At 71.5% G+C, this 26867-nt stretch carries 26 protein-coding genes; 20 read left to right on the plus strand and 6 right to left on the minus strand.

Annotated features, from left to right (window positions below; all coding sequences use genetic code 11):
- Positions 1-63: 63 nt before the first annotated feature.
- The 10 genes from ACZ7LU_RS31540 to ACZ7LU_RS31585 all read left to right on the plus strand — a co-directional run bounded on the left by ACZ7LU_RS31540 (position 64) and on the right by ACZ7LU_RS31585 (position 9580).
- Positions 64-417 (plus strand): histidine triad nucleotide-binding protein, encoded by a 354-nt coding sequence (locus tag ACZ7LU_RS31540; RefSeq protein WP_398297664.1) that lies wholly within the window; start codon positions 64-66, stop codon positions 415-417.
- Between the two features lie 14 nt (positions 418-431).
- A complete protein-coding gene (locus tag ACZ7LU_RS31545; protein WP_471918664.1) occupies positions 432-1337 on the plus strand; it encodes a ribonuclease Z in 906 nt (301 codons plus the stop codon).
- 31 nt (positions 1338-1368) lie between these two features.
- Positions 1369-2370 carry an adenosine deaminase gene (locus ACZ7LU_RS31550; RefSeq protein ID WP_471918665.1) on the plus strand — a complete coding sequence of 334 codons (1002 nt, stop codon included), beginning with the start codon at positions 1369-1371 and terminating at the stop codon, positions 2368-2370.
- Between the two features lie 166 nt (positions 2371-2536).
- Complete coding sequence (locus tag ACZ7LU_RS31555; protein WP_471918666.1) at positions 2537-3727, plus strand: macrolide family glycosyltransferase; 1191 nt, start codon at positions 2537-2539, stop codon at positions 3725-3727.
- 65 nt (positions 3728-3792) lie between these two features.
- Positions 3793-5106 carry a glucarate dehydratase family protein gene (locus tag ACZ7LU_RS31560; RefSeq protein WP_471918667.1) on the plus strand — a complete coding sequence of 438 codons (1314 nt, stop codon included), beginning with the start codon at positions 3793-3795 and terminating at the stop codon, positions 5104-5106.
- Positions 5107-5130: 24 nt separating this feature from the next.
- Positions 5131-6234 carry a carbohydrate kinase family protein gene (locus tag ACZ7LU_RS31565; protein WP_398297655.1) on the plus strand — a complete coding sequence of 368 codons (1104 nt, stop codon included), beginning with the start codon at positions 5131-5133 and terminating at the stop codon, positions 6232-6234.
- A gap of 148 nt (positions 6235-6382) precedes the next feature.
- On the plus strand, positions 6383-7399 hold the full coding sequence (locus ACZ7LU_RS31570; RefSeq protein WP_362995693.1) for a PhoH family protein: 1017 nt from the start codon (positions 6383-6385) through the stop codon (positions 7397-7399).
- 12 nt (positions 7400-7411) lie between these two features.
- Entirely contained in the window at positions 7412-7909 is a 498-nt protein-coding gene (gene ybeY / locus ACZ7LU_RS31575; RefSeq protein ID WP_398297653.1) for an rRNA maturation RNase YbeY, read from the plus strand.
- Positions 7910-7913: 4 nt separating this feature from the next.
- A complete protein-coding gene (locus ACZ7LU_RS31580) occupies positions 7914-9227 on the plus strand; it encodes a hemolysin family protein (protein ID WP_471144851.1) in 1314 nt (437 codons plus the stop codon).
- Positions 9224-9580 (plus strand): MmcQ/YjbR family DNA-binding protein, encoded by a 357-nt coding sequence (locus tag ACZ7LU_RS31585; RefSeq protein ID WP_471918668.1) that lies wholly within the window; start codon positions 9224-9226, stop codon positions 9578-9580. The genes ACZ7LU_RS31580 and ACZ7LU_RS31585 overlap by 4 nt, the downstream gene beginning before the upstream one ends.
- Before the next feature lie 206 nt (positions 9581-9786).
- Here ACZ7LU_RS31585 and ACZ7LU_RS31590 read toward each other — a convergent pair whose 3' ends face one another.
- Positions 9787-9918 carry a hypothetical protein gene (locus tag ACZ7LU_RS31590; protein ID WP_398297647.1) on the minus strand — a complete coding sequence of 44 codons (132 nt, stop codon included), beginning with the start codon at positions 9916-9918 and terminating at the stop codon, positions 9787-9789.
- Between the two features lie 424 nt (positions 9919-10342).
- Here ACZ7LU_RS31590 and ACZ7LU_RS31595 point away from each other — a divergent pair, with 424 nt between their 5' ends.
- Together ACZ7LU_RS31595 and ACZ7LU_RS31600 are read left to right on the plus strand one after the other, a co-directional pair.
- Complete coding sequence (locus ACZ7LU_RS31595; RefSeq protein WP_398297645.1) at positions 10343-11242, plus strand: helix-turn-helix domain-containing protein; 900 nt, start codon at positions 10343-10345, stop codon at positions 11240-11242.
- Positions 11243-11399: 157 nt separating this feature from the next.
- Positions 11400-11612: a DUF397 domain-containing protein gene (locus tag ACZ7LU_RS31600; RefSeq protein WP_471918669.1), complete on the plus strand. Its 213-nt coding sequence runs from the start codon at positions 11400-11402 to the stop codon at positions 11610-11612.
- Between the two features lie 33 nt (positions 11613-11645).
- On the opposite strand, the gene ACZ7LU_RS31605 is transcribed toward ACZ7LU_RS31600, so the two are convergent.
- Positions 11646-13085, minus strand: coding sequence for an MFS transporter (locus tag ACZ7LU_RS31605; protein WP_471918670.1), 1440 nt, complete (start codon positions 13083-13085; stop codon positions 11646-11648).
- A gap of 91 nt (positions 13086-13176) precedes the next feature.
- Here ACZ7LU_RS31605 and ACZ7LU_RS31610 point away from each other — a divergent pair, with 91 nt between their 5' ends.
- The 3 genes from ACZ7LU_RS31610 to era all read left to right on the plus strand — a co-directional run bounded on the left by ACZ7LU_RS31610 (position 13177) and on the right by era (position 15544).
- Positions 13177-14082 (plus strand): helix-turn-helix transcriptional regulator, encoded by a 906-nt coding sequence (locus ACZ7LU_RS31610; protein ID WP_471918671.1) that lies wholly within the window; start codon positions 13177-13179, stop codon positions 14080-14082.
- A 62-nt stretch (positions 14083-14144) separates the two neighbouring features.
- Positions 14145-14498, plus strand: a complete 354-nt coding sequence (locus ACZ7LU_RS31615; RefSeq protein ID WP_398297637.1) for a cytidine deaminase — start codon at positions 14145-14147, stop codon at positions 14496-14498.
- 83 nt (positions 14499-14581) lie between these two features.
- Positions 14582-15544: a GTPase Era gene (era, locus tag ACZ7LU_RS31620; RefSeq protein WP_372459912.1), complete on the plus strand. Its 963-nt coding sequence runs from the start codon at positions 14582-14584 to the stop codon at positions 15542-15544.
- 7 nt (positions 15545-15551) lie between these two features.
- Here the strand turns inward: era and ACZ7LU_RS31625 are convergent, their stop codons facing one another.
- From ACZ7LU_RS31625 to ACZ7LU_RS31640, 4 genes are all read right to left on the minus strand, one after another.
- A complete protein-coding gene (locus ACZ7LU_RS31625) occupies positions 15552-16790 on the minus strand; it encodes an MFS transporter (RefSeq protein ID WP_471918672.1) in 1239 nt (412 codons plus the stop codon).
- Positions 16787-18145, minus strand: a complete 1359-nt coding sequence (locus ACZ7LU_RS31630; RefSeq protein WP_471918673.1) for a GH1 family beta-glucosidase — start codon at positions 18143-18145, stop codon at positions 16787-16789. Before ACZ7LU_RS31630 ends, ACZ7LU_RS31625 begins: the two co-directional genes overlap by 4 nt.
- 87 nt (positions 18146-18232) lie before the next feature.
- Positions 18233-18499 carry a protealysin inhibitor emfourin gene (locus tag ACZ7LU_RS31635; RefSeq protein WP_398297632.1) on the minus strand — a complete coding sequence of 89 codons (267 nt, stop codon included), beginning with the start codon at positions 18497-18499 and terminating at the stop codon, positions 18233-18235.
- 51 nt (positions 18500-18550) lie between these two features.
- Entirely contained in the window at positions 18551-19627 is a 1077-nt protein-coding gene (locus tag ACZ7LU_RS31640) for a M4 family metallopeptidase (protein ID WP_398297630.1), read from the minus strand.
- Between the two features lie 291 nt (positions 19628-19918).
- On the opposite strand from ACZ7LU_RS31640, the gene leuA reads away from it, so the two are divergent.
- The 5 genes from leuA (at position 19919) to ACZ7LU_RS31665 (ending at position 26826) form a co-directional block, all read left to right on the plus strand.
- Complete coding sequence (leuA, locus tag ACZ7LU_RS31645) at positions 19919-21640, plus strand: 2-isopropylmalate synthase (RefSeq protein ID WP_471918674.1); 1722 nt, start codon at positions 19919-19921, stop codon at positions 21638-21640.
- A gap of 170 nt (positions 21641-21810) precedes the next feature.
- Entirely contained in the window at positions 21811-22551 is a 741-nt protein-coding gene (locus ACZ7LU_RS31650) for a TerB family tellurite resistance protein (protein ID WP_468083045.1), read from the plus strand.
- 179 nt (positions 22552-22730) lie between these two features.
- Positions 22731-24830 carry an MMPL family transporter gene (locus ACZ7LU_RS31655; RefSeq protein ID WP_471918675.1) on the plus strand — a complete coding sequence of 700 codons (2100 nt, stop codon included), beginning with the start codon at positions 22731-22733 and terminating at the stop codon, positions 24828-24830.
- A 62-nt stretch (positions 24831-24892) separates the two neighbouring features.
- Positions 24893-26146 carry a sensor histidine kinase gene (locus ACZ7LU_RS31660; RefSeq protein ID WP_471918676.1) on the plus strand — a complete coding sequence of 418 codons (1254 nt, stop codon included), beginning with the start codon at positions 24893-24895 and terminating at the stop codon, positions 26144-26146.
- Positions 26143-26826, plus strand: a complete 684-nt coding sequence (locus ACZ7LU_RS31665) for a response regulator transcription factor (RefSeq protein ID WP_471918677.1) — start codon at positions 26143-26145, stop codon at positions 26824-26826. The genes ACZ7LU_RS31660 and ACZ7LU_RS31665 overlap by 4 nt, the downstream gene beginning before the upstream one ends.
- The last annotated feature ends 41 nt before the right edge of the window (positions 26827-26867 follow it).

The following is a 26867-nucleotide window of genomic DNA, read 5'->3' on the forward strand; positions in this document are numbered from 1 at the left end:
TCTTGACGCGGCGGCCGATAGCATGCCGGACGTACTGATCTTTCCGTTTCCAGGAGGCGGCCCATGGCGGGCGAAGCGCAAAGCGACTGCTTGTTCTGCAAGATCGTCACGGGTGAGGTGCCCGCGACCGTCGTCCGGGAGACCGAGACGACCGTGGCCTTCCGCGACATCAACCCGCAGGCGCCCACCCACGTCCTGGTGATCCCCAAGGCGCACTACCCGGACGCGGCCTCCCTCGCCGCCGCCGAGCCGCAGATCGCCGCGGACGTGTTGCGCGAGGCGGGCGAGGTCGCCGCGCAGGAGAAGGCGGAGAGCTACCGCATCGTCTTCAACACCGGCGCCGGCGCGGGCCAGACCGTGTTCCACACGCACGCGCACGTCCTGGGCGGCCGCGGCCTCCAGTGGCCTCCCGGATAGCGGGGCCGCACTCCTTGTCCGTACGTGAACTGGTGGTGCTCGGCACCGCGAGCCAAGTCCCCACCCGGCACCGCAACCACAACGGCTACGTCCTGCTCTGGGACGGCCAGGGCATCATGTTCGACCCCGGCGAGGGCACGCAGCGGCAGATGCTGCGCGCCGGGGTCGCCGCCCACGACCTGCACCGGATCTGCGTCACGCACTTCCACGGCGACCACTCCCTGGGGCTCGCCGGGGTGATCCAGCGCATCAACCTCGACCGGGTCCCGCACCCCGTCACCGCCCACTACCCGGCGTCGGGGCAGCGCTTCTTCGACCGCCTGCGGTACGCGACGGCGTACCGCGAGACCGTGCGGCTCGCCGAGGAACCGGTCGCCGCCGACGGACCGCTGGCCGTGACGGACTCCTACACCCTCGACGCGATCAAGCTCTCGCACCCGGTCGAGTCGTACGGCTACCGGATCACCGAGCCCGACGGGCGCCGGATGCTGCCCGCACTGCTCGCCGAGCGCGGCATCAAGGGGCCCGACGTCGGACGGCTCCAGAAGGAGGGCAGCCTCGGCGACGTGACCCTCGACGAGGTCAGCGAGGTGCGGCGCGGGCAGCGGTTCGCCTTCGTGATGGACACCCGCCTCTGCGACGGCGTGCACGCGCTCGCCGAGGGCTGCGACATGCTCGTCATCGAGTCGACGTTCCTCGACGAGGACGAACAACTGGCCACCGACCACGGCCATCTGACGGCCGGGCAGGCCGCCCGCGTGGCCGTCGACGCGGGCGTGCGGCACCTCGTCCTCACCCACTTCAGCCAGCGCTACCCCGACCCGGCCCTCTACGAACAGCAGGCCCGCGCCGCCGGCTTCGACGGCGAACTCACCATCGCGCGCGATCTGTCGCGCGTACCCCTCCCCAAACGAACCTGAACCACCCCCCCGAACTGAGCGAGACCGCACCATGCCGATCCCCAAGGCCGAACTCCACCTCCACATCGAAGGCACCCTCGAACCCGAGCTCGCCTTCGCCCTCGCCGCGCGCAACGGCGTCGAACTGCCCTACGCCGACACCGAAGAGCTCCGCAAGGCCTACCTCTTCGACGACCTCCAGAGCTTCCTGGACCTCTACTACAGCCTCATGGCCGTGCTGCGCACCGAGGCCGACTTCGAGGAGCTCGCGGACGCCTACCTCGCCCGCGCCGCCGCACAGGGCGTCCGGCACGCGGAGATCTTCTTCGACCCGCAGGCGCACACGGCCCGCGGCGTCCCCATCGCCACCGTCATCGAGGGCCTCTCCCGCGCCCTGGACCGCAGCGAGGAGCGGCACGGCGTCTCCACGCGGCTGATCATGTGCTTCCTGCGCGACCAGTCCGCCGACTCCGCCCTGGAGACCCTGAGGGCCGCCGAACCCCACCTCGACCGGATCATCGGCATCGGCCTCGACTCGGCCGAGGTCGGCCACCCGCCGGCCAAGTTCAAGGAGGTGTACGAGGCCGCCGCCGCGCTAGGCCTGCGGCTGGTCGCCCACGCGGGGGAGGAGGGCCCGCCCGCGTACATCACGGAGGCCCTCGACGTCCTGCGCGTCGAGCGCATCGACCACGGGCTGCGCTGCATGGAGGACCCCGAGCTGGTGGAGCGGCTGGTCCGCGACCGCGTGCCGCTCACGCTCTGCCCGCTCTCCAACGTCCGGCTGCGCGCCATCGACGTCCTGGAGGAGCACCCGCTGCCGCAGATGCTGGACGCCGGCCTGATGTGCACGGTCAACTCCGACGACCCGGCCTACTTCGGCGGGTACGTCGACGACACCTTCCACGCCGTGCGCGAGGCGCTCGGGCTCGACCAGGAGCGGCTGCGCACGCTCGCGCGGAACTCCTTCGAGGCGGCCTTCCTGGACCGCGACGCGGCGGACGAGGCGCTGCGGGCCCGGTACCTCGCCGAGGTCGAGGCTTATTCGTTCGACTGACCGTCGGTGCCGGGTTACGGTCCTCGGCATGGACTCCATCGCGCAGATCTACGGCTGACACGGCCTCGCAGGCCCCCGCCCGCCCCTCAGGGGCCGAGGCGGCGGGCCGCCGTGTCCCCGTCAGATCCACAGCTCTCTTTAGCTGTCCGTACGCGAAGGAATTCCCATGTCATCCCGACGGCTCTCCCGTCGCCCTGCCCACATCGCCATGATCGGCGTGCCGATGGTCAGCCACGTGCTGCCGGGCCTCGAGGTCGTCCGCGAGCTCGCGGCCCGCGGCCACCGCGTGACCTACGCCAACGACCCGGCCACCGCGGGCCTCATCGAGCCCACCGGCGCCGAGTTCGTCGCGTACGAGTCGACGCTCCCGCACCGCGACAACATCTGGCCCGATGACCCGATCGAGGCGAGTGCGCTCTTCCTCGACGACGCGATGGCGGTGCTCCCGCAGCTCCACGCGGCGTACGACGACGACCCCGCCGACCTGTACCTGTACGACATCGGCGCCTACGTCGCCCGTGCGCTCGCCGAGGCGCAGGGGCGGGCGCTCGTGCAGCTGTCGCCCACCTTCGTGGCGTGGGGCAGCTATCAGGAGGACGTCGGCGCGCACCTCGCGCAACTGCCGGGCGCCGACGCCCTGGAGGCCCGCTTCAAGGAGTGGCTCGCCGGGTGCGGGGCCACCACGCCGGACGTGGCGGAGTTCTCCGGCGTGCCGCCGCGCGGCATCGCCACGATCCCGCGCGCCATGCAGCCCCACGCCGACACCGTCGACCCGGAGCGGATCGACTTCGTGGGGCCCTGCCTCGGTGACCGCGCCCGGCGCGAGAGCTGGACGCGGCCCGAGGGCGCGGAGAAGGTGCTCCTGGTCTCGCTCGGCTCGGCGTACACCGTGCAGCCGGAGTTCTACCGGCAGTGCGTGGCCGCGTTCGGGGACCTGCCCGGGTGGCACGTCGTCCTCCAGATCGGCAGGCACGTGGATCCCGCGGAGCTGGGCGATGACGTTCCGGGCAACGTCGAAGTCTGCTCCTGGGCACCGCAGTTGGCGATCCTGGAGCAGGCCGACGCGTTCGTCACCCATGCGGGCATGGGGAGCAGCGGGGAAGGGCTGTTCTGCGGGGTGCCGATGATCGCGGTGCCGCAGGGAGCCGAACAGCCCATGAACGCGGACCGGTTGGTGGAGTTGGGGGTGGCTCGGCGTGTCGACACGGCCGACGCGACGGCGGCCGTGCTGCGGGGTGCGCTGCGGGAGCTGACCTCTGACCCCGAAGTCGCGCGCCGGTGTGCGGAGTTGCGGGAGCAGGTCCGTGCCGAGGGCGGGGCGCGGCGGGCCGCCGACCTGATCGAAGCGGAACTCTAGAGCTCCGCTGGGGCGGTGACTCCCCCCATTGACGCTCGCTGTTCGCGTACCTAGTCTCCGTTCTCATGTATGGACACCGCTCCGGCAGTCTCGTCATCACGGACGTCCGTCTCACGCCCGTCCTCGTCGCCGATCCGCCGCTCCTCAATACGCAGGGCGTGCACCAGCCCTACACGCCCCGGCTGATCATCGAGGTGGTCACGGCCGGTGGGGTGACGGGGATCGGGGAGACGTACGGGGACGGGAAGTACCTGGAGATCGCGCGGCCGCTCGCCCGGCGGCTGGTCGGCCACGCGGTCTCCGAGCCGAACCGGCTGTTCACACTCGCGGACGAGACGGCCGTCGACGCCGCCCGCGTCGACGACTCCGTGGACGTCGGAGGCCTGCGCGGCGTGCAGACCGCCGACAAGCTGCGGCTCTCCGTCGTCTCCGGGTTCGAGGTGGCCTGTCTGGACGCCCTCGGCAAGACGCTCGGGCTTCCCGTGCACGCGCTGCTCGGCGGCAAGGTGCGCGACGCCGTGGAGTACAGCGCGTACCTGTTCTACAAGTGGGCCGAGCACCCGGCGGGGATCGCCAGCGAGAAGGACGACGGGTGGGGCGCCGCGCTCGACCCGGCCGGGATCGTCGCCCAGGCCCGGCTCTTCGCCGAGCGGTACGGCTTCTCGTCCTTCAAGCTCAAGGGCGGCGTCTTCCCGCCGGACGAGGAGGCCGCCGCGATCCGCGCCCTGGCCGACGCGTTCCCCGGCCGCCCGCTCCGGCTCGACCCCAACGGCGCCTGGTCCGTGGAGACTTCGCTGAAGGTCGCGGACGAGGTCGGTGACGTACTGGAGTACCTGGAGGACCCCGCGCTCGGCACGCCCGCGATGGCGGAGGTCGCCGCGGGCACGCCGGTGCCGCTCGCCACGAACATGTGCGTGACGACCTTCGAGGAGATACCCGAGGCCTTCGCGAAGAAGGCCGTGCAGGTGGTGCTCTCCGACCACCACTACTGGGGCGGGCTGCGGCGCACCCGCGAGCTGGCCGCCGTCTGCCGCACCTTCGGCGTGAGCGTGTCCATGCACTCCAACACGCACCTGGGCATCAGCCTCGCCGCGATGACACACGTGGCCGCGACCGTGCCCGGACTCGACCACGCCTGCGACACGCACTACCCGTGGCAGGCCGAGGACGTGCTCACCTCGCGGCTGCGGTTCACCGACGGGAACATCGCCGTCACCGACACCCCGGGCCTCGGCGTCGAGCTCGACAGGGACAGGCTCGCCGCCCTGCACGCACGCTGGCTGGACGACGACTTCCGCGCGCTGCGGGAGCGGGACGACGCGGCGGCGATGCGGGTGACCGACCCGGCGTGGACCACCCCGGCCGTGCCGCGCTGGTAGCCCCTCGTCCGTTACGTTGCCTGCATGGTCGTACCCGAACAGCCCACCGTCGACCCGCTGAAGGCGGCCCGCAGAGCCGGGGATCCGGACTGCGACGTCTACCTCACCGGCACGGTCTTCCTCGACATCATCTTCACCGGCCTCGACTCCGCGCCCGTGCGCGGGACCGAGTCCTGGGCGCGCGGCATGGGGTCGAGCCCCGGCGGCGTCGCCAACATGGCGACCGCGCTCGCCCGGCTCGGCCTGCACACGTCGCTCGCCGCGGCCTTCGGCGACGACCACTACGGGGAGTACTGCTGGGACGCCCTCGAACAGGGCGAGGGCATCGACCTCACCCCGTCACGGACCGTGCCGGGCTGGCACTCGCCGGTGACGGTCTCCATGGCGTACGAGGGCGAGCGGACCATGGTCAGCCACGGCCACGAGCCGCCGCCGGACGCCGACGCGCCGGACGGGGGCGCCCCCTCCTGCCCGCCACGCGCGCGTGCCGCCGTCGCCTCGCTGACGCCCGGCGTCCACGCCCCCTGGATCGAGCGGGCCGCGCGGAGCGGCACCCGCATCTTCGCCGACGTCGGCTGGGACGACACCGGGCGGTGGGACCTCGCCGCTCTGCCCGACCTGGAGCACTGCGAGGCGTTCCTGCCGAACGCGGAGGAGGCGATGCGGTACACGCGCACGTCGTGCCCCCGCGCCGCGGCCCGGGCGCTCACCAAGCACGTGCCGCTCGCCGTGGTGACGCTGGGAGCCGAGGGCGCGTACGCCGTGGACGGGCGGACCGGCGAGACCGCCGAGGTCCCCGCCATCGAGGTCGAGGCGCTCGACCCCACCGGCGCGGGGGACGTCTTCGTCGCGGGATTCGTCACCGGGACGCTCGCGGAGTGGCCCCTCGCGGACCGGCTCGCCTTCGCGGGCCTCACGGCGGCGCTCTCGGTGCAGGAGTTCGGCGGGTCCCTGTCGGCGCCCGGGTGGGCGGAGGTCGGCGCCTGGTGGCGCCGGGTGCGGGAGCTGGACGGCCAGGATCCGGTCGCGCTGCGGCGGTACGCGTTCCTGGAGACGCTGCTCCCCGCGGCGAGCCGCCCGTGGCCCCTGCGGCGGGCCGTGCCGACGATCGGCTTCCGCTCGGCATGACGGGCCGGGCCCGGGGGGACGTGTGGGACGGACGGGGGAAAAGGCCTACGGCCTCGGGCGTGGCGCGTCGTACTCTTGGCAGTGCAAGGCTGTCGAGCGGCCACCGAGCCCCGCATGAGGAGGATGAGCAGGCCTTCAGAGCCGGCCCATGACTCAGACACCCACAACTCACACCGATGCCCAGGGCCAGTCCCGAGCGCACTTCACCGTCCCGGCGAAACATCCCATGGTGACGGTCCTCGGCTCCGGCGACGCCCTGCTGCGGGTGATCGAGAAGGCCTTCCCGGCGGCCGACATCCACGTCCGGGGCAACGAGATCAGCGCCGTGGGCGCGGCCCGCGAAGTCGCCCTCATCCAGCGCCTGTTCGACCAGATGATGCTGGTGCTCCGCACCGGTCAGCCGATGACGGAGGACGCAGTGGAACGCTCGATCGCCATGCTGAGGGCGGACGAGAACGGCGACGGCGCGGAGGAGACCCCCGCCGAGGTCCTCACCCAGAACATCCTCTCGTCCCGCGGCCGCACCATCCGCCCCAAGACGCTGAACCAGAAGCGGTACGTCGACGCGATCGATAAGCACACCATCGTCTTCGGGATCGGCCCCGCCGGCACGGGCAAGACCTACCTCGCCATGGCCAAGGCCGTGCAGGCCCTGCAGTCCAAGCAGGTCAACCGCATCATCCTGACCCGCCCCGCGGTCGAGGCGGGCGAGCGGCTCGGCTTCCTGCCGGGCACGCTGTACGAGAAGATCGACCCGTACCTCCGCCCGCTCTACGACGCCCTGCACGACATGCTCGACCCGGACTCGATCCCGCGCCTGATGGCGGCGGGCACGATCGAGGTGGCGCCGCTCGCGTACATGCGCGGCCGGACGCTGAACGACGCGTTCATCATCCTCGACGAGGCGCAGAACACCAGCGCCGAGCAGATGAAGATGTTCCTCACCCGCCTCGGCTTCGACTCGAAGATCGTCATCACCGGTGACATCACCCAGGTCGACCTGCCGGGCGGCACCAAGAGCGGTCTGCGCGAGGTGCAGCAGATCCTCGACGGCGTGGAGGACATCCACTTCTCGCGGCTCACCTCCCACGATGTCGTTCGGCACAAGCTCGTCGGCCGTATCGTCGACGCGTACGAGCAGCACGACAGCCGCGACGGGAAGTAGACGAGCACCACCATGTCGATCGACGTCAACAACGAATCCGGAACCGAGGTCGACGAGCAGGCGATCCTCGACATCGCCCGCTACGCCCTCGCGCGGATGCGCATCCACCCGCTCTCCGAGCTCTCGGTGATCGTCGTGGACGCCGACGCCATGGAGCAGCTGCACATCCAGTGGATGGACCTGCCGGGGCCGACGGACGTCATGTCCTTCCCGATGGACGAGCTGCGGCCGCCCATGAAGGACGACGGCGAGCTCCCGCAGGGCCTTCTCGGCGACATCGTCCTCTGCCCCGAGGTCGCCACGCAGCAGGGCAAGGACGCCCCGACGCAGCACTCCATGGACGAGGAGCTCCAGCTCCTCACCGTCCATGGGGTGCTGCACCTGCTCGGGTACGACCACGAGGAGCCCGACGAGAAGGCCGAGATGTTCGGTCTGCAGGCCGCGATCGTCGACGGCTGGCGTGCCGAGAAGGGCCTGACAGGCCCGTCTCCGGCGCCCACCGTCTCGTAGCGCCATGAGTCCTCAGCTGATCGTCGGTGCGGTCGCCCTCGTCGTCGTGGCCTGGCTCGCGGCGTGCGCGGAGGCGGGCATCGCCCGGGTCTCCAGCTTCCGCGCGGACGAGGCGGTCCGCTCGGGGCGGCGCGGCAGCGCGAAGCTCGCGCAGGTCGCCGCCGACCCGACCCGCTATCTGAACGTGGCGCTGCTCGTGCGGGTGGCCTGCGAGATGGCCGCGTCGGCCCTGGTGACGTACGCCTGTCTGCGGGAGTTCGACGAGACCTGGCAGGCCCTCGCGGTCGCCATCGGCGTGATGGTCCTCGTCAGCTATGTGGCGGTGGGTGTCTCCCCGCGCACCATCGGCCGCCAGCACCCGCTGAACACGGCGACCGCCTCGGCGTACGTCCTGCTGCCGCTGGCCCGCGTCATGGGCCCCATCCCGCCGCTCCTGATCCTGATCGGCAACGCCCTCACGCCCGGCAAGGGCTTCCGGCGCGGCCCGTTCGCCTCCGAGGCCGAACTGCGCGCCATGGTGGACCTCGCCGAGAAGGAGTCCCTGATCGAGGACGAGGAGCGCCGCATGGTGCACTCCGTCTTCGAGCTGGGCGACACCCTGGTGCGCGAGGTCATGGTGCCCCGCACCGACCTCGTCGCCATCGAGCGGTTCAAGACGATCCGCCAGGCCCTCACCCTCGCGCTGCGCTCCGGCTTCTCGCGCATACCCGTGACGGGGGAGAGCGAGGACGACGTCGTCGGCATGGTGTACCTGAAGGACCTGGCGCGCAAGACGCACATCAACCGCGACAGCGAGTCCGACCTGGTGTCGACGGCGATGCGCCCGGCCACCTTCGTCCCGGACACGAAGAACGCGGGCGATCTGCTGCGCGAGATGCAGCAGGAGCGCAACCACGTGGCCGTGGTCATCGACGAGTACGGCGGGACGGCCGGCATCGTCACCATCGAGGACATCCTCGAGGAGATCGTCGGCGAGATCACCGACGAGTACGACCGTGAGCTGCCCCCGGTGGAGGAGCTGGCGGACGGCTGCTACCGCGTGACGGCGCGGCTCGACATCGGCGACCTGGGGGAGCTGTTCGGCCTCGACGAGTTCGACGACGAGGACGTCGAGACCGTCGGCGGTCTGCTCGCCAAGCGCCTCGGCCGCGTCCCGATCGCGGGGGCGTCGGCGGTGGTGCCGCTGCCGGACGGGCGGGATCTCAAGCTCACCGCGGAGTCCGCGGCCGGCCGCCGGAACCGCATCATGACGGTCCTTGTGGAGCCCGCCCCGGCCGATGCCGAAGGCGGCGCCGTGAAGGCGGAGGATTCCGGGTGACGCCCGAGAAGCTGCGCGCCTTCTGCCTGTCCTTCAACGGCGCGGTGGAAGACTTCCCGTTCAATCCGGAGACGTCGGTCTTCAAGGTGGCCGGGAAGATGTTCGCGCTCACGGCACTCGACGCGCGTCCGCTCACCGTCAACCTCAAGTGTGAGCCGGACATCGCCGTCCGGCTGCGGGCCGAGCACCCGGAGATCGTGCCGGGCTGGCACATGAACAAGCGCCACTGGAACACCGTGACGGTCGACGGCGGACTCACCGACCGGCAGGTCAGGGAGCTCATCGAGGACTCGTACGACTTGGTGGTCGCGGGTCTGCCCCGGGCGGAGCGCCTGCGGCTCGACCGCCCCTGAGGGGCGTACGCGGCGCGGGGTGCTCCGCGCAGAGTGTCCCCAACAGCCCCTCGCCATCGGGGTGGTGGGGCGGGCAGAATGGAGTGAAGGGCGGATCCGAAACGCTCCCACTCCGGGCTGCCGGCCAAGGGAACTCGGAGTGGAAACGTCAGTGCGATGGCGTCCGCCGCAGCTGGCCCCGGCCTCAGGTCGGGGCCAGTTCGCGTTCACACGTGGGGCAGCACCCACTTGTCGATGATCTCCTGGACCATCACCAAGAGGCTCACCCACGGGGCCGACAGTGCGACCCGATCGGTCCACGTGCGGATGGTGCGGCGCCCGTCAGGCTCCTCGGCCATCGGGCTGTACTCCTTCCTGGTTCCACACACGTCGTGGATACCGCGGCGAGCCACGAACGGGTGGCGCCAGGAAGGGGGAACTCGGCGGTGTCGACGGCCCTCGATGGAGTGAGGCCGCATCGAATCGACTCTGCTCTCAACCTCCTTGCGGCGGCGGACAGTTGGCAGGCTACCCTCTGCCATATCGTAGCTCGGACGTGGCGACATGGGTAGTACTGTCGGACACATCGCGCTTCGTGGGCTCGCCAAGTGCGATATAGCTACTCGGCAACTGTCGGCCTCGGCTCGCCCGCTGCGGTTGCGCGCCCCCGCGCTTCGAGGTCTCCTGACAGTGGCGTGAACTGTCGTCCCGGAAGGTCTCGATGAGTAAGCTGCTAGTCTGCTATGTTGCACCTCGCACGGTCCGGTTGGGGGTGGAGCCATCATGAGCGCGCCAAGTGCGGCACTTCAGCGGCTGCGGCTGCGCACAGAGCTCCGAAAGGCGCGGACCGCCGCGCAGCTGACCCAGCGCCAGGTCGCCGCGAAGATGGAGTGGAGCCCCTCCAAGCTGATCCGCATCGAGGCCGGCGAGGTCGGTATCTCGGTCAACGACCTGCGGCCCCTCCTGGAGACGTACGGGATCCGGGACCGCCGCAAGATCGAGGAGCTGCTCGACCTCGCCCGGGGCAGCCGGAAGATGCCGTACGCGGAGTACCGCGACCTGTACAGCAAGGAATTCCTGCAGCTCCTCGCCCTGGAGTCGTCGGCATCCATCGTCCGGGCGTACAACTCGCTCCAGGTGCCGGGACCCTTGCAGACCGAGGAGTACGGCCGCGCCATCATGCAGGCCTACGACAAGGGCATCGACAACGAAGCCGTCGAGCGGGCCATCGAGGTGCGGCTCTCCCGCCAGGAGACGCTGACATCGGGCGACCGCGAGGTCTTCTACATCCTCGACGAGTCGGTCGTGCGCCGTCAGGTCGGTGGACGCGGCGTCATGCGCGCCCAGTTGGAGCGCCTCGCGGAGCTGGCCGCCCTGCCGAAGGTCAGCATCCAGATCCTTCCCTTCAGCGTCGGAGCGCATCCCGGGATCCAGGGCCCCTTCATGCTCTTCGAGTTCGAGGCGGACGAGATGCCGGACACGCTCTACCTGGAGAACCCGCGCGGTGACTCCTACAGCACCAACGCGCCCGAGGAGAGCGGGCGTTACCTGGAGCGGTTCTGGGAGCTGGAGGACCTCGCCATCAAGGAGCGCAACGTGGACATGCTGAGAATGCTGGCGGCCAGGGCCGAGGAGGGCGTCGACGACCTGGAGCGGCTGTTCTCGCCCGTCGAGGTGACCTGACACACCATCAGTCCCGCGTGTCACAAGGGACCTTGGCGCGAAACGGGCCGTACAGATCTGTGTGACGCGCCGTTATTCTGGAAGAGGTGCTGCGTCCCTCTGCACCAGCCGTGCTGGGCCGGCTGGCCTTCCGCACCCGGGGTGGAGGAGAAGCGTGGTGAGTACGTGGGCATGGCGCAAGAGCAGTGCGAGCGGGTCGGCCAACGACGAGTGCGTGGAGATCGCCTGGACCGGCAGGACAGTCCTCGTCCGTGACTCCGCGCGGCCCCGGGGCGCGGTCGTCGCGGTGGGCCCGGACGCCTGGGACGCCTTTCTCTCCTCGGTCGCCGGCAACGACCCGGCGCATGACGTGGCAGCGGCCCGGCCCTGACGGGGCCGGGCCGGTTCGCGCCGCTCGCGGGGCTCAGGCGCGCTTGCGTCCGCCGAGCCCGACCGCCACCGCGGCCGCCGTCACCAGCACCACCGCCGCGTCGATCGCGAGCACCGTCCGCGTGCCCGCCAGCAAGTCCGTGTTCGTCGTCGCGAGGACGCCGAGCAGGGGGATGCCGATGGTGATGCCGACCTGCTGGGTGGAGGTGACCAGGCCCGTGGCCAGGCCCTGCTCCTCGTCGGGGACGCCCGACGTGACCGTCAGGCCGTACGAGATGATCGCGCCCAGGTGGCACATGCTCGCCAGCGACACCGCGGCCGTGGCGAGCCAGACCGACCAGCCGCTCTCACCGATGCCGAGCAGCGCCGCGCCCAGCACGCCCTGACCGGCCAGCGAGCCGACCAGGGTGCGGCGGGCGCCGAAGCGGCCGATGACCTTCGGCGCGTACACGCCGGCGACCACCGAGAGGACGCCCTGCACGCCGAAGACGAGACCGGTCTCGAAGGCGGAGAGGCGCAGGACCTCCTGGAGGTACAGCGTCAGCACGAACACGACCGTCGACATCATCGAGAACGTGACCAGGCCGCCCAGATTGCCCCACGCCACCGTGCGGCGGCGCAGCATCGGCAGCGAGACGAGCGGGGACGCGGCGCGCGACTCGACGTATCCGAACGCCACGAGCAGGGCGACGCCCGCCACCATCGCCACGATGACGTCCGTGCCGCCGAAGCCGCGCTCGGCCGCCGTGGAGAGGGCGTAGATCAGGGAGAGCAGTCCGCCGGTGACCGTCACGGCACCCGGGATGTCCAGGCGGGGGCGGTCCGGGGTGCGGGACTCCGGCAGCAGCCCGGGGGCCAGCGGCAGCACGATCAGCGCGAAGAGCGTAAGCAGGCCCATCGTGGAGCGCCAGCCGAGCGTGTCGGTCAGTACGCCGCCGAGCACCATGCCGACCGTGAAGCCGAGCGACAGGAGCGTGCCGGAGATGCCGAGCGCCCGGTCGCGCTGCGGCCCCTCGGGGAACGTCGTCGTCAGGAGCGACATGCCGGTCGGCACGATCGCCGCCGCGCCGATCCCCTGCAGCGCACGCGCCGTCAGGAACGACGCCGGGTCCCACGCGAACGTGGCGAGCAGCGAGGCGAGGCCGAAGAGCGCGAGGCCCGCGAGGAACAGCTTCCGGCGCCCGAAGAGGTCACCGGTCCTGCCGAAGAGGAGCAGGAACCCTCCCGAGGGCAGGGCGAAGGCGGTCACCGCCCACTGCAGCGCGGAGTGGCTCATGCCGAGGTCGGCGCCGAGCACGGGCAGCGCCACGTTCAGTACGGAGAAGTCGAGCGCGACCATGAACTGTGCGGCGCAGAGCACGAAGAGGACGAGCTTGTCGCGGACGGAGAGCCTGGGTCCTGGCTCGGATTTCCGCGGTTGCGGCGCCGGCGGCGCGGCCTGGGGGGACGGGGCAGTGGTGGTGTCGATCGCCATGGTCAAGAGCTTGCGGCGGCCGGAATAGACGTGGGGAGCGGGAACTTATGCTGGTGGTCGGAACACCAGTCAGGGCTTGGGGGAGCGCCACATGGCAACACCGTCGGTCGCGGCGTCGGACACGGAGGCGTCCAAGGCGCGCCGCCTCGGGGAGCTGCGGGAGTTCCTGATGAGCCGCCGCGCGCGGATCAGCCCCGCGGAGGCCGGACTCCCGGACGGCGGGGCCCGGCGGCGCACGCCGGGGCTGCGCCGCGAGGAGGTCGCCGTGCTCGCCGGCGTCGGGGCGTCCTGGTACCAGTGGCTGGAGCAGGGCCGCGACATCTCCGTCTCGCCGCAGGTCCTGGACTCCGTGGCGCGCGTGCTGAAGCTGAGCGGCGCCGAGCGGCGGCATCTGTACGTCCTTGCCGGGCTCAACCCGCCGCGGCCCGAGGTGGCCAGGGACGACGCGGAGATGTGCGAGGGGCTGCACCGGCTCATCGACACGTGGATGCCGCAGCCGGCGCACATCATGGACGCGTACTGGAACTGCGTCATGTACAACGACGCGGCCGCTTCGGTGCTCGGCATGCGCTCGGAGACCTCCGAGAACTGTCTGCTCACCTTCTTCACCGACCCCATCTACCGTGCACGCACGAAGAGCTGGGAGCGGAACGCTCCGGGGCTCGTGGCGATGTACCGGGCCGCGTGCTCGGAGCACCCCGACGACGACGGCTTCGCCGCGGTGATCGCCGAGGCGCAGTCGGTGAGCCCCGAGTTCGCGGAGCTGTGGGAGCGGCGGGACATCCTGCCCGGCGGGCAGGTCGCCAAGGAGATCGAGCATCCGGTGGTGGGCGCGCTGTTCCTGGAGTCGACGCAGCTGAAGGTGCCGGCCAGGCCCGACCTCACCATCGTGCTGCACACGCCGCTGCCGCACGCCGAGGTGGACACGGCGGGCAAGCTGGCGTGGCTCGCCTCGCCCGAGGGGCGCCGGGGCTCGATCTATCCGGTGGCGGTGTGAGCAGGTCTGCGAGCGGTCCATCCGGTGGCGGGGCGGCGGTGCCTGCTCCGTATGCTCGGGGCATGACTGAGAGCGCCGCGCTTGGCCCCGAGGACCGCAAGATCGTCACCCTGGCCCGTTCCGCCCGGGCCCGCAATGGCGTGCCCGAGGGGGCGGCCGTGCGGGACGAGACCGGTCGGACGTACGTCGCCGGGACGGTGGCTCTCGACTCGCTCCAGCTGTCCGCGCTGCGGACGGCGGTGGCGATGGCGGTCGCGTCGGGGGCGGAGTCCCTTGAGGCGGCGGCGGTCGTCTCCGGCGCGGAGAAGGTTTCCGACGAGGATCTGGCCGCCGTGCGGGACCTGGGCGGGGCCGGTACGCCCGTCTTCCTGGCGGGGCCCGACGGCGAGGTCCGGGCGCGGGTCGAGGCGGGCTGAGCGCTCCGCTCCCGCCTCCGGGCAGGTCCCGGCTTCCCCCCTTCGGGCCGGGCGGTGCGGCGGGGCTCCGGGGATCAGGGACAATGGGCGCCATGAGCGTTCGTACCCCGTCATCAGCCGAGCCGTCCGAGGCCGCCCACCGGGCCGGCTTCGCCTGCTTCGTCGGCCGCCCCAACGCGGGCAAGTCCACCCTCACGAACGCTCTGGTCGGCAAGAAGGTCGCGATCACCGCGAACCAGCCGCAGACCACGCGGCACACGGTCCGCGGCATCGTGCACCGGCCGGACGCCCAGATGATCCTGGTGGACACCCCCGGGCTCCACAAGCCGCGCACGCTGCTCGGCGAGCGGCTGAACGACGTCGTGCGGACCACCTGGGCCGAGGTCGACGTGATCGGCTTCTGCCTGCCGGCGAACGAGAAGCTCGGCCCCGGTGACCGGTTCATCGCCAAGGAACTCGCGTCCATCAAGAAGACGCCGAAGATCGCGATCGTCACCAAGACCGACCTGGTCGACAGCAAGACGCTCGCCGAGCAGCTCATCGCCATCGACCAGCTCGGCACGGAGCTGGGCTTCGAGTGGGCCGAGATCGTGCCGGTGTCGGCCGTCGGCGACCAGCAGGTCGGCCTGCTCGCCGATCTCATCGTGCCGCTGCTGCCGGAGGGCCCCCCGCTCTACCCCGAGGGCGACCTCACGGACGAGCCCGAGCAGGTCATGGTCGCCGAGCTGATCCGCGAGGCGGCGCTGGAGGGCGTGCGGGACGAGCTGCCGCACTCCATCGCGGTCGTCGTGGAGGAGATGCTGCCGCGCGAGGATCGCCCCGCCGACAAGCCGCTCCTCGACATCCACGCGTTCGTCTACATCGAGCGGCCCAGCCAGAAGGGCATCATCATCGGCCCGAAGGGCAAGCGCCTGAAGGACGTCGGCATCAAGTCCCGCAAGCAGATCGAGGCGCTCCTCGGCACGCCCGTCTTCCTCGACCTGCACGTCAAGGTCGCCAAGGACTGGCAGCGGGACCCTCGCCAGCTCCGCAAGCTCGGGTTCTAGGGCGCGTCTATCTGACCCCCTTGATGCGGCGTACCAGCACCGCCCCCGCCAGGCCGATCACCGCCGCCGTCAGGTACAGCGTCCGGTAGCCGCCCAGGTGGGTGACGAGCGGGGCCGCCAGGGCGGGGGCCGCGACCTGGGGGAGTGAGTTGGCGATGTTGATGATGCCGAGGTCCTTGCCGCGGTCCATGGTCGTGGGCAGGACGTCCGTCATCAGGGCGAAGTCCACGGACGTGAAGACGCCGAAGCCGACGCCGAGGACCGCCGCCGCGACGAGCGCGCCGGGCCAGGTCTGCCAGAGCGCGAGCAGTCCCGTCGCCGCCGCCATCAGCGCCCCCGACCAGAGCACGAACGGCTTGCGGCGGCCCACCCGGTCCGACCAGGCCCCGCCCACCACCACGGTGGCCAGCATCGTCGCGCCGTTCACGGCCGTCAGGATCAGCACGCCCTCCTCCGGGTCCCCGTACTCCAGGCGGTCCCGCAGGAAGTAGAGAAGGTAGAGCAGCACCAGCGCGTTGCTGACGTTGATCAGGAAGCGGGTCAGCCAGGCCCAGGCCAGGTCGGGGTGGCGGCGCGGGCTCAGCAGGAAGCCGGCGAGGAAGTCGCGCCGGTTCCACGGCGGACGGTCGGCCGGTGACAGGCGCAGGTCCCGGTGGCGTACGACGTAGGGCAGCACGCCCGCCACGGTGAAGAGCGCACACGCCGCGTACCCCGCGACCGTCCCGCCCGCCACCGTCGCGAGCCCTGTGCCGACGACCACGCCGAGCAGCTGTGCCGCGCCGAGCCAGCCGCCCACCGAGCCCCGCTGCCGGTGCGGCACCCGGTCCGGTACGGCCGCCGTGACCGCGGCGAACGCGGCGTTCAGGGCGAGTTGGACCAGGCACCAGCCCGCCGCCAGCCACCACACCGAGCCCGCCGCGGAGAGCAGCAGGAGCGCGGCGGCGCCGCCCGCCGCCCCCGCCACGATCCACGGGGTGCGCCGGCCGAGCCGGGACGTGGTGCGGTCCGAGAGCGCGCCGAAGAGCGGGTTCGCGGCGAGGGAGACGACCGCGCCCACGCCCGTCACCCAGGCCAGGACCGTCTCCTTCGACGTGCCCGCGGGGGCGAGCTCCTCCGCCTGGACGGCCAGCAGGATCTGCAGCGGGCCGTACCAGCCCACCCAGATCGCGCCGTTGGCGAGCGACAGCGAGGCCGTCCAGCCGCGGCCGACCCGCTCGGTCGGCTCCCGCAGCGCGGTGGCGGTCATGGGCGGCGCGCCCGCAGCACCTCGCGCAGCCAGTGGTACGACGCCTTCGGGGTGCGCCGCTGCGTGGCGTGGTCGACGTGGACGAGGCCGAAGCGCTGCCGGTAGCCCTCCGCCCACTCGAAGTTGTCGATCAGGGACCAGACGAAGTAGCCGCGCACGTCGACGCCCGCCTCCAGGGCGCGGTGCAGGGCGCGGAGGTGACCGTCCAGGTAGGTGATGCGGTCCCGGTCGTCGAGTCCTTCGTACGAGCAGCCGTTCTCGGTGATGACCAGGGGCGGCAGCCGGTCGCCGTACCGGTCGCGGAAGGCGGTGAGGAGTTCGGTGAGGGCGTCGGGGGCGACGGGCCAGCCGAAGTCCGTGACCGGATAGCCCTCGATCCGCCGGGGGGAGAAGGGGAGTTCGGGCGGGAGCGTGACGCCGGCGAACTCGGCGGCCGTGCCCTCGGGGAGCGGGGCGCCCACCTTCGTCGGCTGGTAGAAGTTGATCCCGTACCAGTCGAGGGGCTCGGAGACGACCTTCAGGTCTGCCGCGAGGTCCTTGGACGGCATCAGTTCGCCGATGCCCTCCGGGTAGGCGCCGAGCAGCAGCGGGTCCGCGAAGAGGCGGTTGAGGAGCACGTCGTAGAAGTCCGCGGCGGCGGTGTCCTCCGCGCCGGCGGAGGCGGGCCAGGTCGGGCCGTGCGAGTTGGCGATGCCGATGTCGTCGGCGCCCGCCGCGCGCAGCGCCCGTACGGCGAGGCCGTGCGCGAGAAGTTGGTGGTGGGCGGCGGGCAGCGCGTCGAAGAGGAGCCGCTCGCCGGGGGCGTGCTGGCCGAGGGCGTGGCCGAGAAGGGTGTGTTCCGCCGGTTCGTTGAGGGTGATCCACTTCGTGACGCGGTCGCCGATGCGGGCCGCGACCACGGCCGCGTAGTCGGCGAACCGCTCGGCGGTGCTTCGCTCCAGCCAGCCGCCCGTCTCCTGCACGGCCAGCGGGGTGTCCCAGTGGAAGAGGGTGGGGACGGGGCGCACGCCCGCCGCGCACAGCTCGTCGACGAGCCGGTCGTAGAAGTCGAGGCCCGCCCGGTGCACCGCGCCCGCGCCGGTGGGCAGCACGCGCGGCCAGGAGACCGAGAAGCGGTAGGCATCCACGCCGAGGTCGCGGATCAGCGCCACGTCCTCGCGGTAGCGGTGGTAGTGGTCGCAGGCGACCGCGGCGGTGGTGCCGTCCTTCACGTTCCCCGGCACGGCCGTGAACGCGTCCCATACCGAGGCGCCGCGCTCGTCGACGGCGCCCTCGATCTGGTGGGCCGATGTGGAGACGCCCCACAGGAAGTCGCGGGGGAAGTCGGGTATCGGGCTCGCCGCAGTCGCTGCCATGGGCGGGATCCTCCGTACCGGCGAGTACGGAAGTCAATGGGCGTGCCGCAAGAAGATGAACAAAGCTCAGGTTTTATCCGGGGTGCGTCACGAGCCCTCCTTCAGCACCCGCGAGATCAGCTTCCGCTGCGGCTCCGTCAGCCGCGGGTCCGCGCAGTACACCGTCCGCCCGTCCACCGTCAGCTGGTAACTGAAGCCGTCCGGCACCCCTATGGGCGGCGTGCTCCGCCCCTCGGCCACGGCCTGTTCGGCCAGGGCATGCCATTCCGGGGCATCGGCCAGCTGCGAGGTGTCCACCTCGGCATGCCGGTCGATGCCCGCGAATCCTCCGGTCCGCTTCACCTGGATACGCATGGGTCCTGTCTACTCCACCGGGCGGGCGGCCGGTAGCACGCCGTCAAGCCGTCACTCGCTCGTCGGCACCTTGACCGTCGACCAAGCGTCGACGACGGCCTTGAGCTCGTCGCCGTCGCCGAACTTCTGGCGCGCGGCGGCGACCGTCAGCTTGGCGAAGTCGGTGAAGGACGCGTCCTGCGCCAGCTCGCCGCCGGTCAGGACGGCGTACCAGATCTGTCCGGCCCGCTCCCACGAGTGCCCGCCGAGGGCGTCGGCGACCAGGTAGAACGCGCGGTTGGGGATGCCGGAGTTGATGTGCACGCCGCCGTTGTCGCGGCCCGTGCGGACGTAGTGGTCCATGTCGGCGGGCTGCGGGTCCTTGCCGAGCACGTCGTCGTCGTAGGCCGTGCCGGGCTCCTTCATGGAGCGCAGCGCCTTGCCGGTGACGCGCGGGGCGAGCAGGCCCGCGCCGATCAGCCAGTCGGCCTCCTGGGCGGTCTGGCCGAGCGTGTACTGCTTGATCATCGAGCCGAAGACGTCCGCCATCGACTCGTTCAGCGCGCCGGGCTGGCCGAAGTACGTCAGGTTCGCCGTGTACTGCACGACGCCGTGGGTGAGCTCGTGGCCGATGACGTCCACGGGGATGGTGAAGTCGAGGAAGATTTCGTTGTCGCCGTCGCCGAACACCATCTGTTCGCCGTTCCAGAAGGCGTTTCCGTAGTCCTCGCCGTAGTGGACGGTCGCGTTCAGCGGGAGGCCGTTGCCGTCGATGGAGTTGCGGTCGTACGACTTCTGGAAGAGCTCGAAGGTCGCGCCGAGGCCTGCGTAGGCACGGTTGACCGTGGCGTCCTTGCCGGGCTTGTCGCCCTCGCCGCGCACCTTGCGGCCCGGCAGCTCGGTGCGGTGCTTGGCGTCGTAGATCGTGCGGTGCGGTTTGCCGGCCGTGGCCTCCTTGGGCGGGGTGACGGAGGGCGCGCCGATGACGGTCGTCAGGCGGCGGTGGGTGCGCTCGATGGAGTCCCGCTCCAGGGTGCGGCGGGCGGGTGCGGCGAGCGCGGGGTCCTGGCTCTGGGCGAGGGTGTCCAGGACGTGGGGCGGCACGATGGTGCAGAAGACGGGCTCGAAGCCCGTGGGGTTGGCGGTCATGGCGGCAATGTGGCACTGGGTCATGCCGCTGTCACTACCTGCAACCATGATTGCTGAAATAGAGGGATAGATCACCACTGGGGGTTTATCCGGCCACGGTCCCGCATACTGATACGGGCCCGCGCACAGAGCGCGGCTCGGCTAGGCTGCGGCACATCATGCGATTCGGGCTGCTTCTCCTTAGCTGCCGCGGCGAGGGCCTGTAGTCGAGGCCGACCCCCTCCCCGCGGAGTTCGGCGTTGCGCTAAGACCGTCGGCCGTCCTTCAGGACACTTCCGAGGAGCCCCGCACATGCCGAACTTCCAGCGCCCCACTTCCATGCCGGTCCACAAGTACGGGCAGTACGAGCAGGTCGACATCCCCGACCGCACGTGGCCGGGCAAGCGGATCACGGTCGCTCCCCGCTGGCTCTCCACGGACCTGCGCGACGGCAACCAGGCGCTGATCGACCCGATGTCGCCGGCCCGCAAGCGCGCCATGTTCGACCTGCTCGTACGCATGGGCTACAAGGAGATCGAGGTCGGCTTCCCCTCCTCGGGCCAGACCGACTTCGATTTCGTACGGTCGATCATCGAGGACGAGGACGCGATCCCCGAGGACGTGACCATCTCCGTCCTGACGCAGGCGCGCGAGGAGCTCATCGAGCGCACGGTCGAGTCCCTGAAGGGCGCCCGGCGCGCGACGGTCCATCTGTACAACGCGACCGCACCCGTGTGGCGCGATGTCGTCTTCCGCGGCTCGCGCGACGCCGTGAAGCAGATCGCCGTGGACGGCACGCGCCTGGTCATGGAGTACGCCGACAAGCTGCTCGACGACCGCACGACGTTCGGCTACCAGTACAGCCCCGAGATCTTCACCGACACCGAGCTGGACTTCGCCCTGGAGGTCTGCGAGGGCGTCATGGACGTCTGGCAGCCCGACGCCGAGCGCGAGATCATCCTCAACCTGCCCGCCACGGTGGAGCGTTCGACGCCCTCGACCCACGCGGACCGCTTCGAGTGGATGTCGCGCAACCTGTCCCGGCGCGAGTTCGTCTGCCTCTCCATCCACCCGCACAACGACCGCGGCACCGCCGTCGCCGCCGCCGAGCTGGCCGTCATGGCCGGCGGCGACCGCGTCGAGGGCTGCCTGTTCGGCCAGGGCGAGCGCACCGGCAACGTCGACCTGGTCACCCTGGGCATGAACCTCTTCAGCCAGGGCGTCGACCCGCAGATCGACTTCTCGGACATCGACGAGGTCCGGCGCGTGTACGAGTACTGCACGCAGATGGAGGTCCACCCCCGCCACCCGTACGCGGGCGACCTCGTCTACACCGCCTTCTCCGGCTCCCACCAGGACGCCATCAAGAAGGGCTTCGACGCGCTGGAGAGCCGGGCCGCGGCGGTGGGCAAGACCGTCGACGACATCGAGTGGGCCGTGCCGTACCTGCCCATCGACCCCAAGGACGTCGGCCGCTCCTACGAGGCCGTCATCCGCGTCAACTCGCAGTCCGGCAAGGGCGGCATCGCGTACGTCCTGCAGAACGACCACAAGCTGGACCTGCCGCGCCGCATGCAGATCGAGTTCTCGAAGATCATCCAGGCGAAGACGGACGCCGAGGGCGGCGAGGTCACGCCCGACGCGATCTGGAGCGTCTTCCAGGACGAGTACCTGCCCAACCCCGAGAACCCCTGGGGTCGTATTCAGGTCAAGAACGGCCAGACGACGACCGACAAGGACGGCGTCGACACCCTCACCGTCGAGGCCTCCCTGGACGGCGCGGACACCGTCCTGACCGGTTCCGGCAACGGACCGATCTCCGCGTTCTTCGACGCGCTGCAGGGCATCGGCATCGACGTACGCCTCCTGGACTACCAGGAGCACACGATGAGCGAGGGCGCGTCCGCGCAGGCCGCCTCGTACATCGAGTGCGCGATCGGCGACAAGGTGCTGTGGGGCATCGGCATCGACGCCAACACGACGCGCGCCTCCCTGAAGGCCGCCGTCTCCGCCGTCAACCGCGCGGCGCGCTAGTCACCCGACCGGTTCCGCCCGGCCCCGTCCGCCGATCCGGCGGGCGGGGCCGCGTCGTCTCCCGGCCATGTCCGGCTCGCTCTCCTGTACGAGATGCTGACGCCGCATCATCGATGTGGCTAACATCACGCCAACGCGGCAATGCAGCCGGGAAGTTACGGAGGTGTGTGGTGCTGCCAGATCGTGGACGAAACGGCCGGAATTCCCGCATCCCCGCCAAGCCGGTCTCCCGTGGGCGGGCGCTGTGCAGGCGCGTGGTCGGCATGCACACCGCCTGGGACACCGTCGGCGACGGCGAGTTCTTCTGCCCGGCCTGCGGCGGCGACCGCAACTACCAGCGCCTCACCGGCCGGCGCCGCTTCGTCCTGCTCGGCCTGCCCGTCGTGCCGCGCGGCACCCGCGGACCCGTCATCCAGTGCGCCGCCTGTCAGGACCTGTTCGACCCGGACGTCCTGGACCACCCCACCACCACCCGGCTCTCCGCGATGCTCCGCGACGCCGTGCACGCGATCGTCGTCGCCGTCCTCTCCACGGGCGGCACCGGCTCCCGCGCGGTCATCGAGACGGCCGTCTGCGCGCTGAGCGGGGCCGGGCACGAGGACTGCTCCGAGGAACGGCTCGTCGCCCTCGTCGACACGCTCGCCACCGAAGCGGGGCACACCGGCGACTCCGACTGCGGCCCCGGCCTCCCCGGACTCGCCATCGAACTCCACGAGGCGCTCGGCCCCCTGGCCCCGCACCTCGCCCCCGCGGGCCGCGAGGCCCTGCTCCTCCAGGGCGCCCGCATCGCCCTCGCCGACGGCCCGTACACCCCCGCGGAGCGGGACGTGCTCACCACGGCGGGCTGCGCGCTCACGATCTGCTCGGAGGACGTCGCCCGCCTCCTGGTGGCGGCGCGGACGCCGTCCTGAGCGGAGGCGCGCTCTCCGGCCGTCGCCGGGAGACACGGCACCTACTCCCCGGGGAGTAGGTGCGGCCCGCCGCCTCCCCGGGCCGTACCGCCCAACTCGCCCGTCGGCCCGACGGATTGCGGGCGCGGTCCCGGCAGGGTTGACCCCGAAAACGTCACCCCTGCCGAAGGAGGCCCGTCATGGGGCCCGCACAGACCTCTGCCGCGCCGCGACGGCGACGGCGCGCCGTGCCCTGGGTGTTCCTGGGGCTGTGGATCGTCGTGCTCGCACTGGCCTCGCCGTTCGCGGCGAAGCTCGCCGACGTCCAGAAGGACCGGGCCGTCGACTATCTGCCGGCGAGCGCCGCGTCCACCGAAGTCGCGAAGATCCAGGAGCGGTTGCCGGGCGGCGAGGCCACCGAGCTGGTGCTCGTCTACCACCGGGACGGCGGGCTCACCGCCGCCGACCGGACGACCGCGGGCAACCAGGTCGCCGAGATAGCGGGCGCCCACCGGCTCGTCGCGAAGCCCGAGGCCGTGCCCTCCGAGGACGGCACCACCCTCATGTACCCGATCGCCACCACCGAGCCCGGACAGGACGAGGAGAAGCGGGACGCCCTCGTCGAGGACGTCAGGGAGACCGCCCGCGGCGAGGACGGGCTGAGCGTGGACGTGGGCGGGGCCGGAGCCCTCGACACCGACGCGAGCGAGGTCTACAACTCGCTCGGCGGACCCCTGCTCTACACCACCGCGGGCGTCGTCGCCCTGCTGCTCATCCTCATCTACCGCAGCCCCTTCCTGTGGCTCGTGCCCCTCGCCGTCGCGGGCGTCGCCGACTACCTCGCGATGGGCGTCGCGTACGGACTCAACCAGGGCTTCGGGACCTCCGTCTCCGGGCAGAGCTCGGGCATCATGACCATCCTCGTGTTCGGCGCGGGGACGGACTACGCGCTGCTGCTCGTCTCCCGCTACCGGGAGGAGCTCAGGCGCATCGAACAGCCCTACGACGCGATGGTCGCCGCCCTGCGCGGCTGCGGGCCCGCCGTCCTCGCCTCCTCCGGGACCGTCGCCGCCGGACTGCTCTGCCTGCTCGCCGCCGACCTCAACAGCAGCCGCGGCATGGGCCCGCTCGGCACGGTCGGCGTGCTCTGCGCCCTCGTCACGATGCTGACGCTGCTGCCCGCCGTGCTCGTCCTGCTCGGACGGCGCGTGTTCTGGCCGCTCGTACCCGCGTTCGGGAGCACCCCGAAACAGCGGCGCAGTCTCTTCGCCGCGATGGGCAGCTCGGCCGGGCGCAGGCCCCTCACCGTGCTCGCGAGCGGCGCCGTGCTGCTCGGCGCGCTCGCCCTCGGCGCGCTCAACCTGCCGGGCGCGCTCAAACAGGAGGACTCCTTCACCAAGACCCCCGAATCCGTGTCCGCCATGGAGACCCTCGCCACCGCCTACCCCGAGCGCGGCACCCAGCCCATCACCGTCATGACCCCCGCCGACCGGGCCGACGCCTCCCTGGCCGAGATCCGCGGCACGAAGGGCGTCGACAGCGCAGAACGGGGACGTACCGCCGAAGGCTGGACCGAGATCACCGTCACCGCGGCGTCCGCCCCCGAGTCGGCCGGGGAGACCGCGACCATCGAGGCGCTCCGCGACGGCCTCGACGCCTCCTACGTGGGCGGCCCCAGCGCCCAACAGCTCGACCTGAAGGACACCAACGCCCGCGACCGGAACATCGTCGTCCCGCTCGTCCTCGGCGCGGTCCTGCTGGTCCTCGTCGCCCTCCTGCGCAGCCTCGTCGCGCCGCTGCTGCTGCTCGCCGCGGTCGTCGCCGTGTGGGGTGCCTCGCTCGGCATCGCGGGCCTCGTCTTCGAACCGCTCTTCGGGTTCGAGGGCACCGACCCGGGGCTCGGGCTGCTCTCCTTCGTCTTCCTCGTCGCACTCGGCGTGGACTACGGCATCTTCCTGATGCACCGCATGCGGGAGGAGTGCCTGAACGGGGCCGAACCGGGGACGGCCGCGCTCACCTCCCTGCGCACCACCGGCGGTGTCGTCGCCTCCGCGGGGCTCGTCCTCGCCGCGACGTTCGCCGTGCTGACCAACATGCCGCTGGTCCAACTCGTCGAACTGGGCTTCGTCATCGCCGTCGGCGTGCTCCTCGACACCTTCCTCGTCCGCACGTACCTGGTGACGAGCGCGAGCGTGGCACTCGGCAGGAAGGTGTGGTGGCCGGGACCGCTCTCCAAGGCCCCCGCCGCGCCCGCCCCGCCGCCCCGCGAGGCCGAGCCTGTGCGGGTCGCGTCGCCTTGAGCCGCAACTTCAGGGTGCCCCTCCCCTCCCGGAGGGGCACCCGCGTGCTGGAGGATGCAGCCGTGGAATCTCCCGAGACCGGTCAGGGCACAGGGCGTGGCCTCGTCCGCCGCAACCTCGTCGAGCGTGTTCTCGGACCGGCCGCGCCCGGCGAACGCCTGCGCACGGACGCCTTGTTCGCCCTCGCCATGGCAGTCAGCGCCGTCGTGATCGTGCGGGTCGTGCGGGACAACGGGCAGGTGCCGGACGTGGCCGGCTGGGCGCTGCTGCTCGTCGCCCACATCGTCGTCGTGTGGCGGCGCCGCGCCCCGGTGCGCGTCATGGTCACCCTGATGGCGATCCTGCTGACCTACCACTCCCTGGACAACAACCACACCGCACCCATGGCCGTGTCGATGGTCGCGCTGTTCACCGTGGCCTCCCGCACCCGGCCCCGCAACACGCTCCTCATCGGCGCCGGTGTCATGGGCGCCATGCTGAGCGTGAAGTTCCACGAAGGCATGGCCGAGGGCGCGCAGTCCCTGCGCATCTCCGGCTGGATCGTCGCCTTCCTGCTCCTCGGCGTATACGTCCGCATCCACCGCCAGTACGTCAGCTCCGTACTGGAGCGGGCCGAACGCGCGGAGCGCACCCGCGAGGAGGAGGCGCGCCGCCGCGTCGCCGAGGAGCGGCTGCGGGTCGCCCGCGACCTGCACGACCTGCTCGCGCACAGCATCACCCTCGTCGGCGTCCAGACGTCCGTCGCCGCGCACGTCCTGGCCGCCGACCCGGACCGCCTCGACCGCGCGGCCGTCGCCAAGGCGCTCGACGACGTCGCCGAGACCTGCCGCAGCGCCCGCGGGGAACTCCGCGCCACCCTCCAGGTGTTGAGGTCCGGCACCGAGGACGAGGCGGGCGAGGCCAGAGGACCGCTGCCCGGTCTCGACGGGCTGCCCGACCTCGCCGCCGCGGCCCGCACCGCGGGCGCCCGCGTCGAGTTGGCGGTGGCCGAGTGCCGGGCACCGGCCGCCGTGGGCGCCGCGGCCTACCGCATCGTGCAGGAGGCGCTCACCAACGTCGTACGGCACGCGGGCCCCGGCATCACCGTCCGGGTGTCGGTGCGCACCGAGGACGCGGCGCTGTGCGTGCGCATCACGGACGACGGTTCCGGCACCGCCCAGGAGACCGGCCACGCGCCGGGGTACGGGCTCGTCGGGATGCGGGAGCGGGCCCGCACGGTCGGCGGCACCCTGGACGCGGGTCCGCGCCCGGAGGGGGGTTTCATGGTGTCCGCGGTGCTGCCCCTCGCACCCGTGTCTCTGGGAGGACTGTCATGACGGTGCCCATCCGTGTGCTGCTCGCCGACGACCAGACGCTGGTGCGCGCGGCGTTCGCGATGCTCGTCGACTCGGCGCCCGACATGGAGGTCGTGGGGCAGGCGGGCACGGGCCGCTCGGCGGTCGACCTGGCCCGCTCCGAGCGCGCCGACCTCGTCGTCATGGACATCCGCATGCCCGACCTCGACGGCATCGAGGCGACCCGGCTGCTCGCGGCCGACGAGGACCTGGCGGGCGTGAAGGTCCTGATGCTGACGACGTACGACACGGACGAGCACGTCGTCGACGCGCTCCGCGCGGGCGCGTCCGGCTTCCTGGTCAAGGACACCAAACCGGCCGAACTCCTCGACGCGATACGCACGGTGGCGGCCGGCGACTCTCTCCTGTCGCCAGGACCCACGGCGCGCCTCATCGCCCGCGTGCTGCGGGCCCCGGACGCGGAGATGCCCCTCACCGGCGGGCCCGAGAACCTCTCGGAGCGGGAGCGGCAGGTCCTGCGGCTCGTCGCGCGCGGCTTCAACAACCAGGAGATCGCCGACACGCTGGGCCTGAGCCCCCTGACCGCGAAGACCCACGTCAGCCGCATCATGGGAAAGCTGAGGGCCCGCGACAGGGCCCAACTGGTCATCATGGCGTACGAGTCGGGGCTCGTCGCCCCCGGATCGGTGACCTCGGCCTGAGCGCCATCCGAGGGGGGCGGTCCCGTCAGCGGAGTGAGATC

It is taken from the genome of Streptomyces sp. NPDC039462, assembly GCF_055639375.1.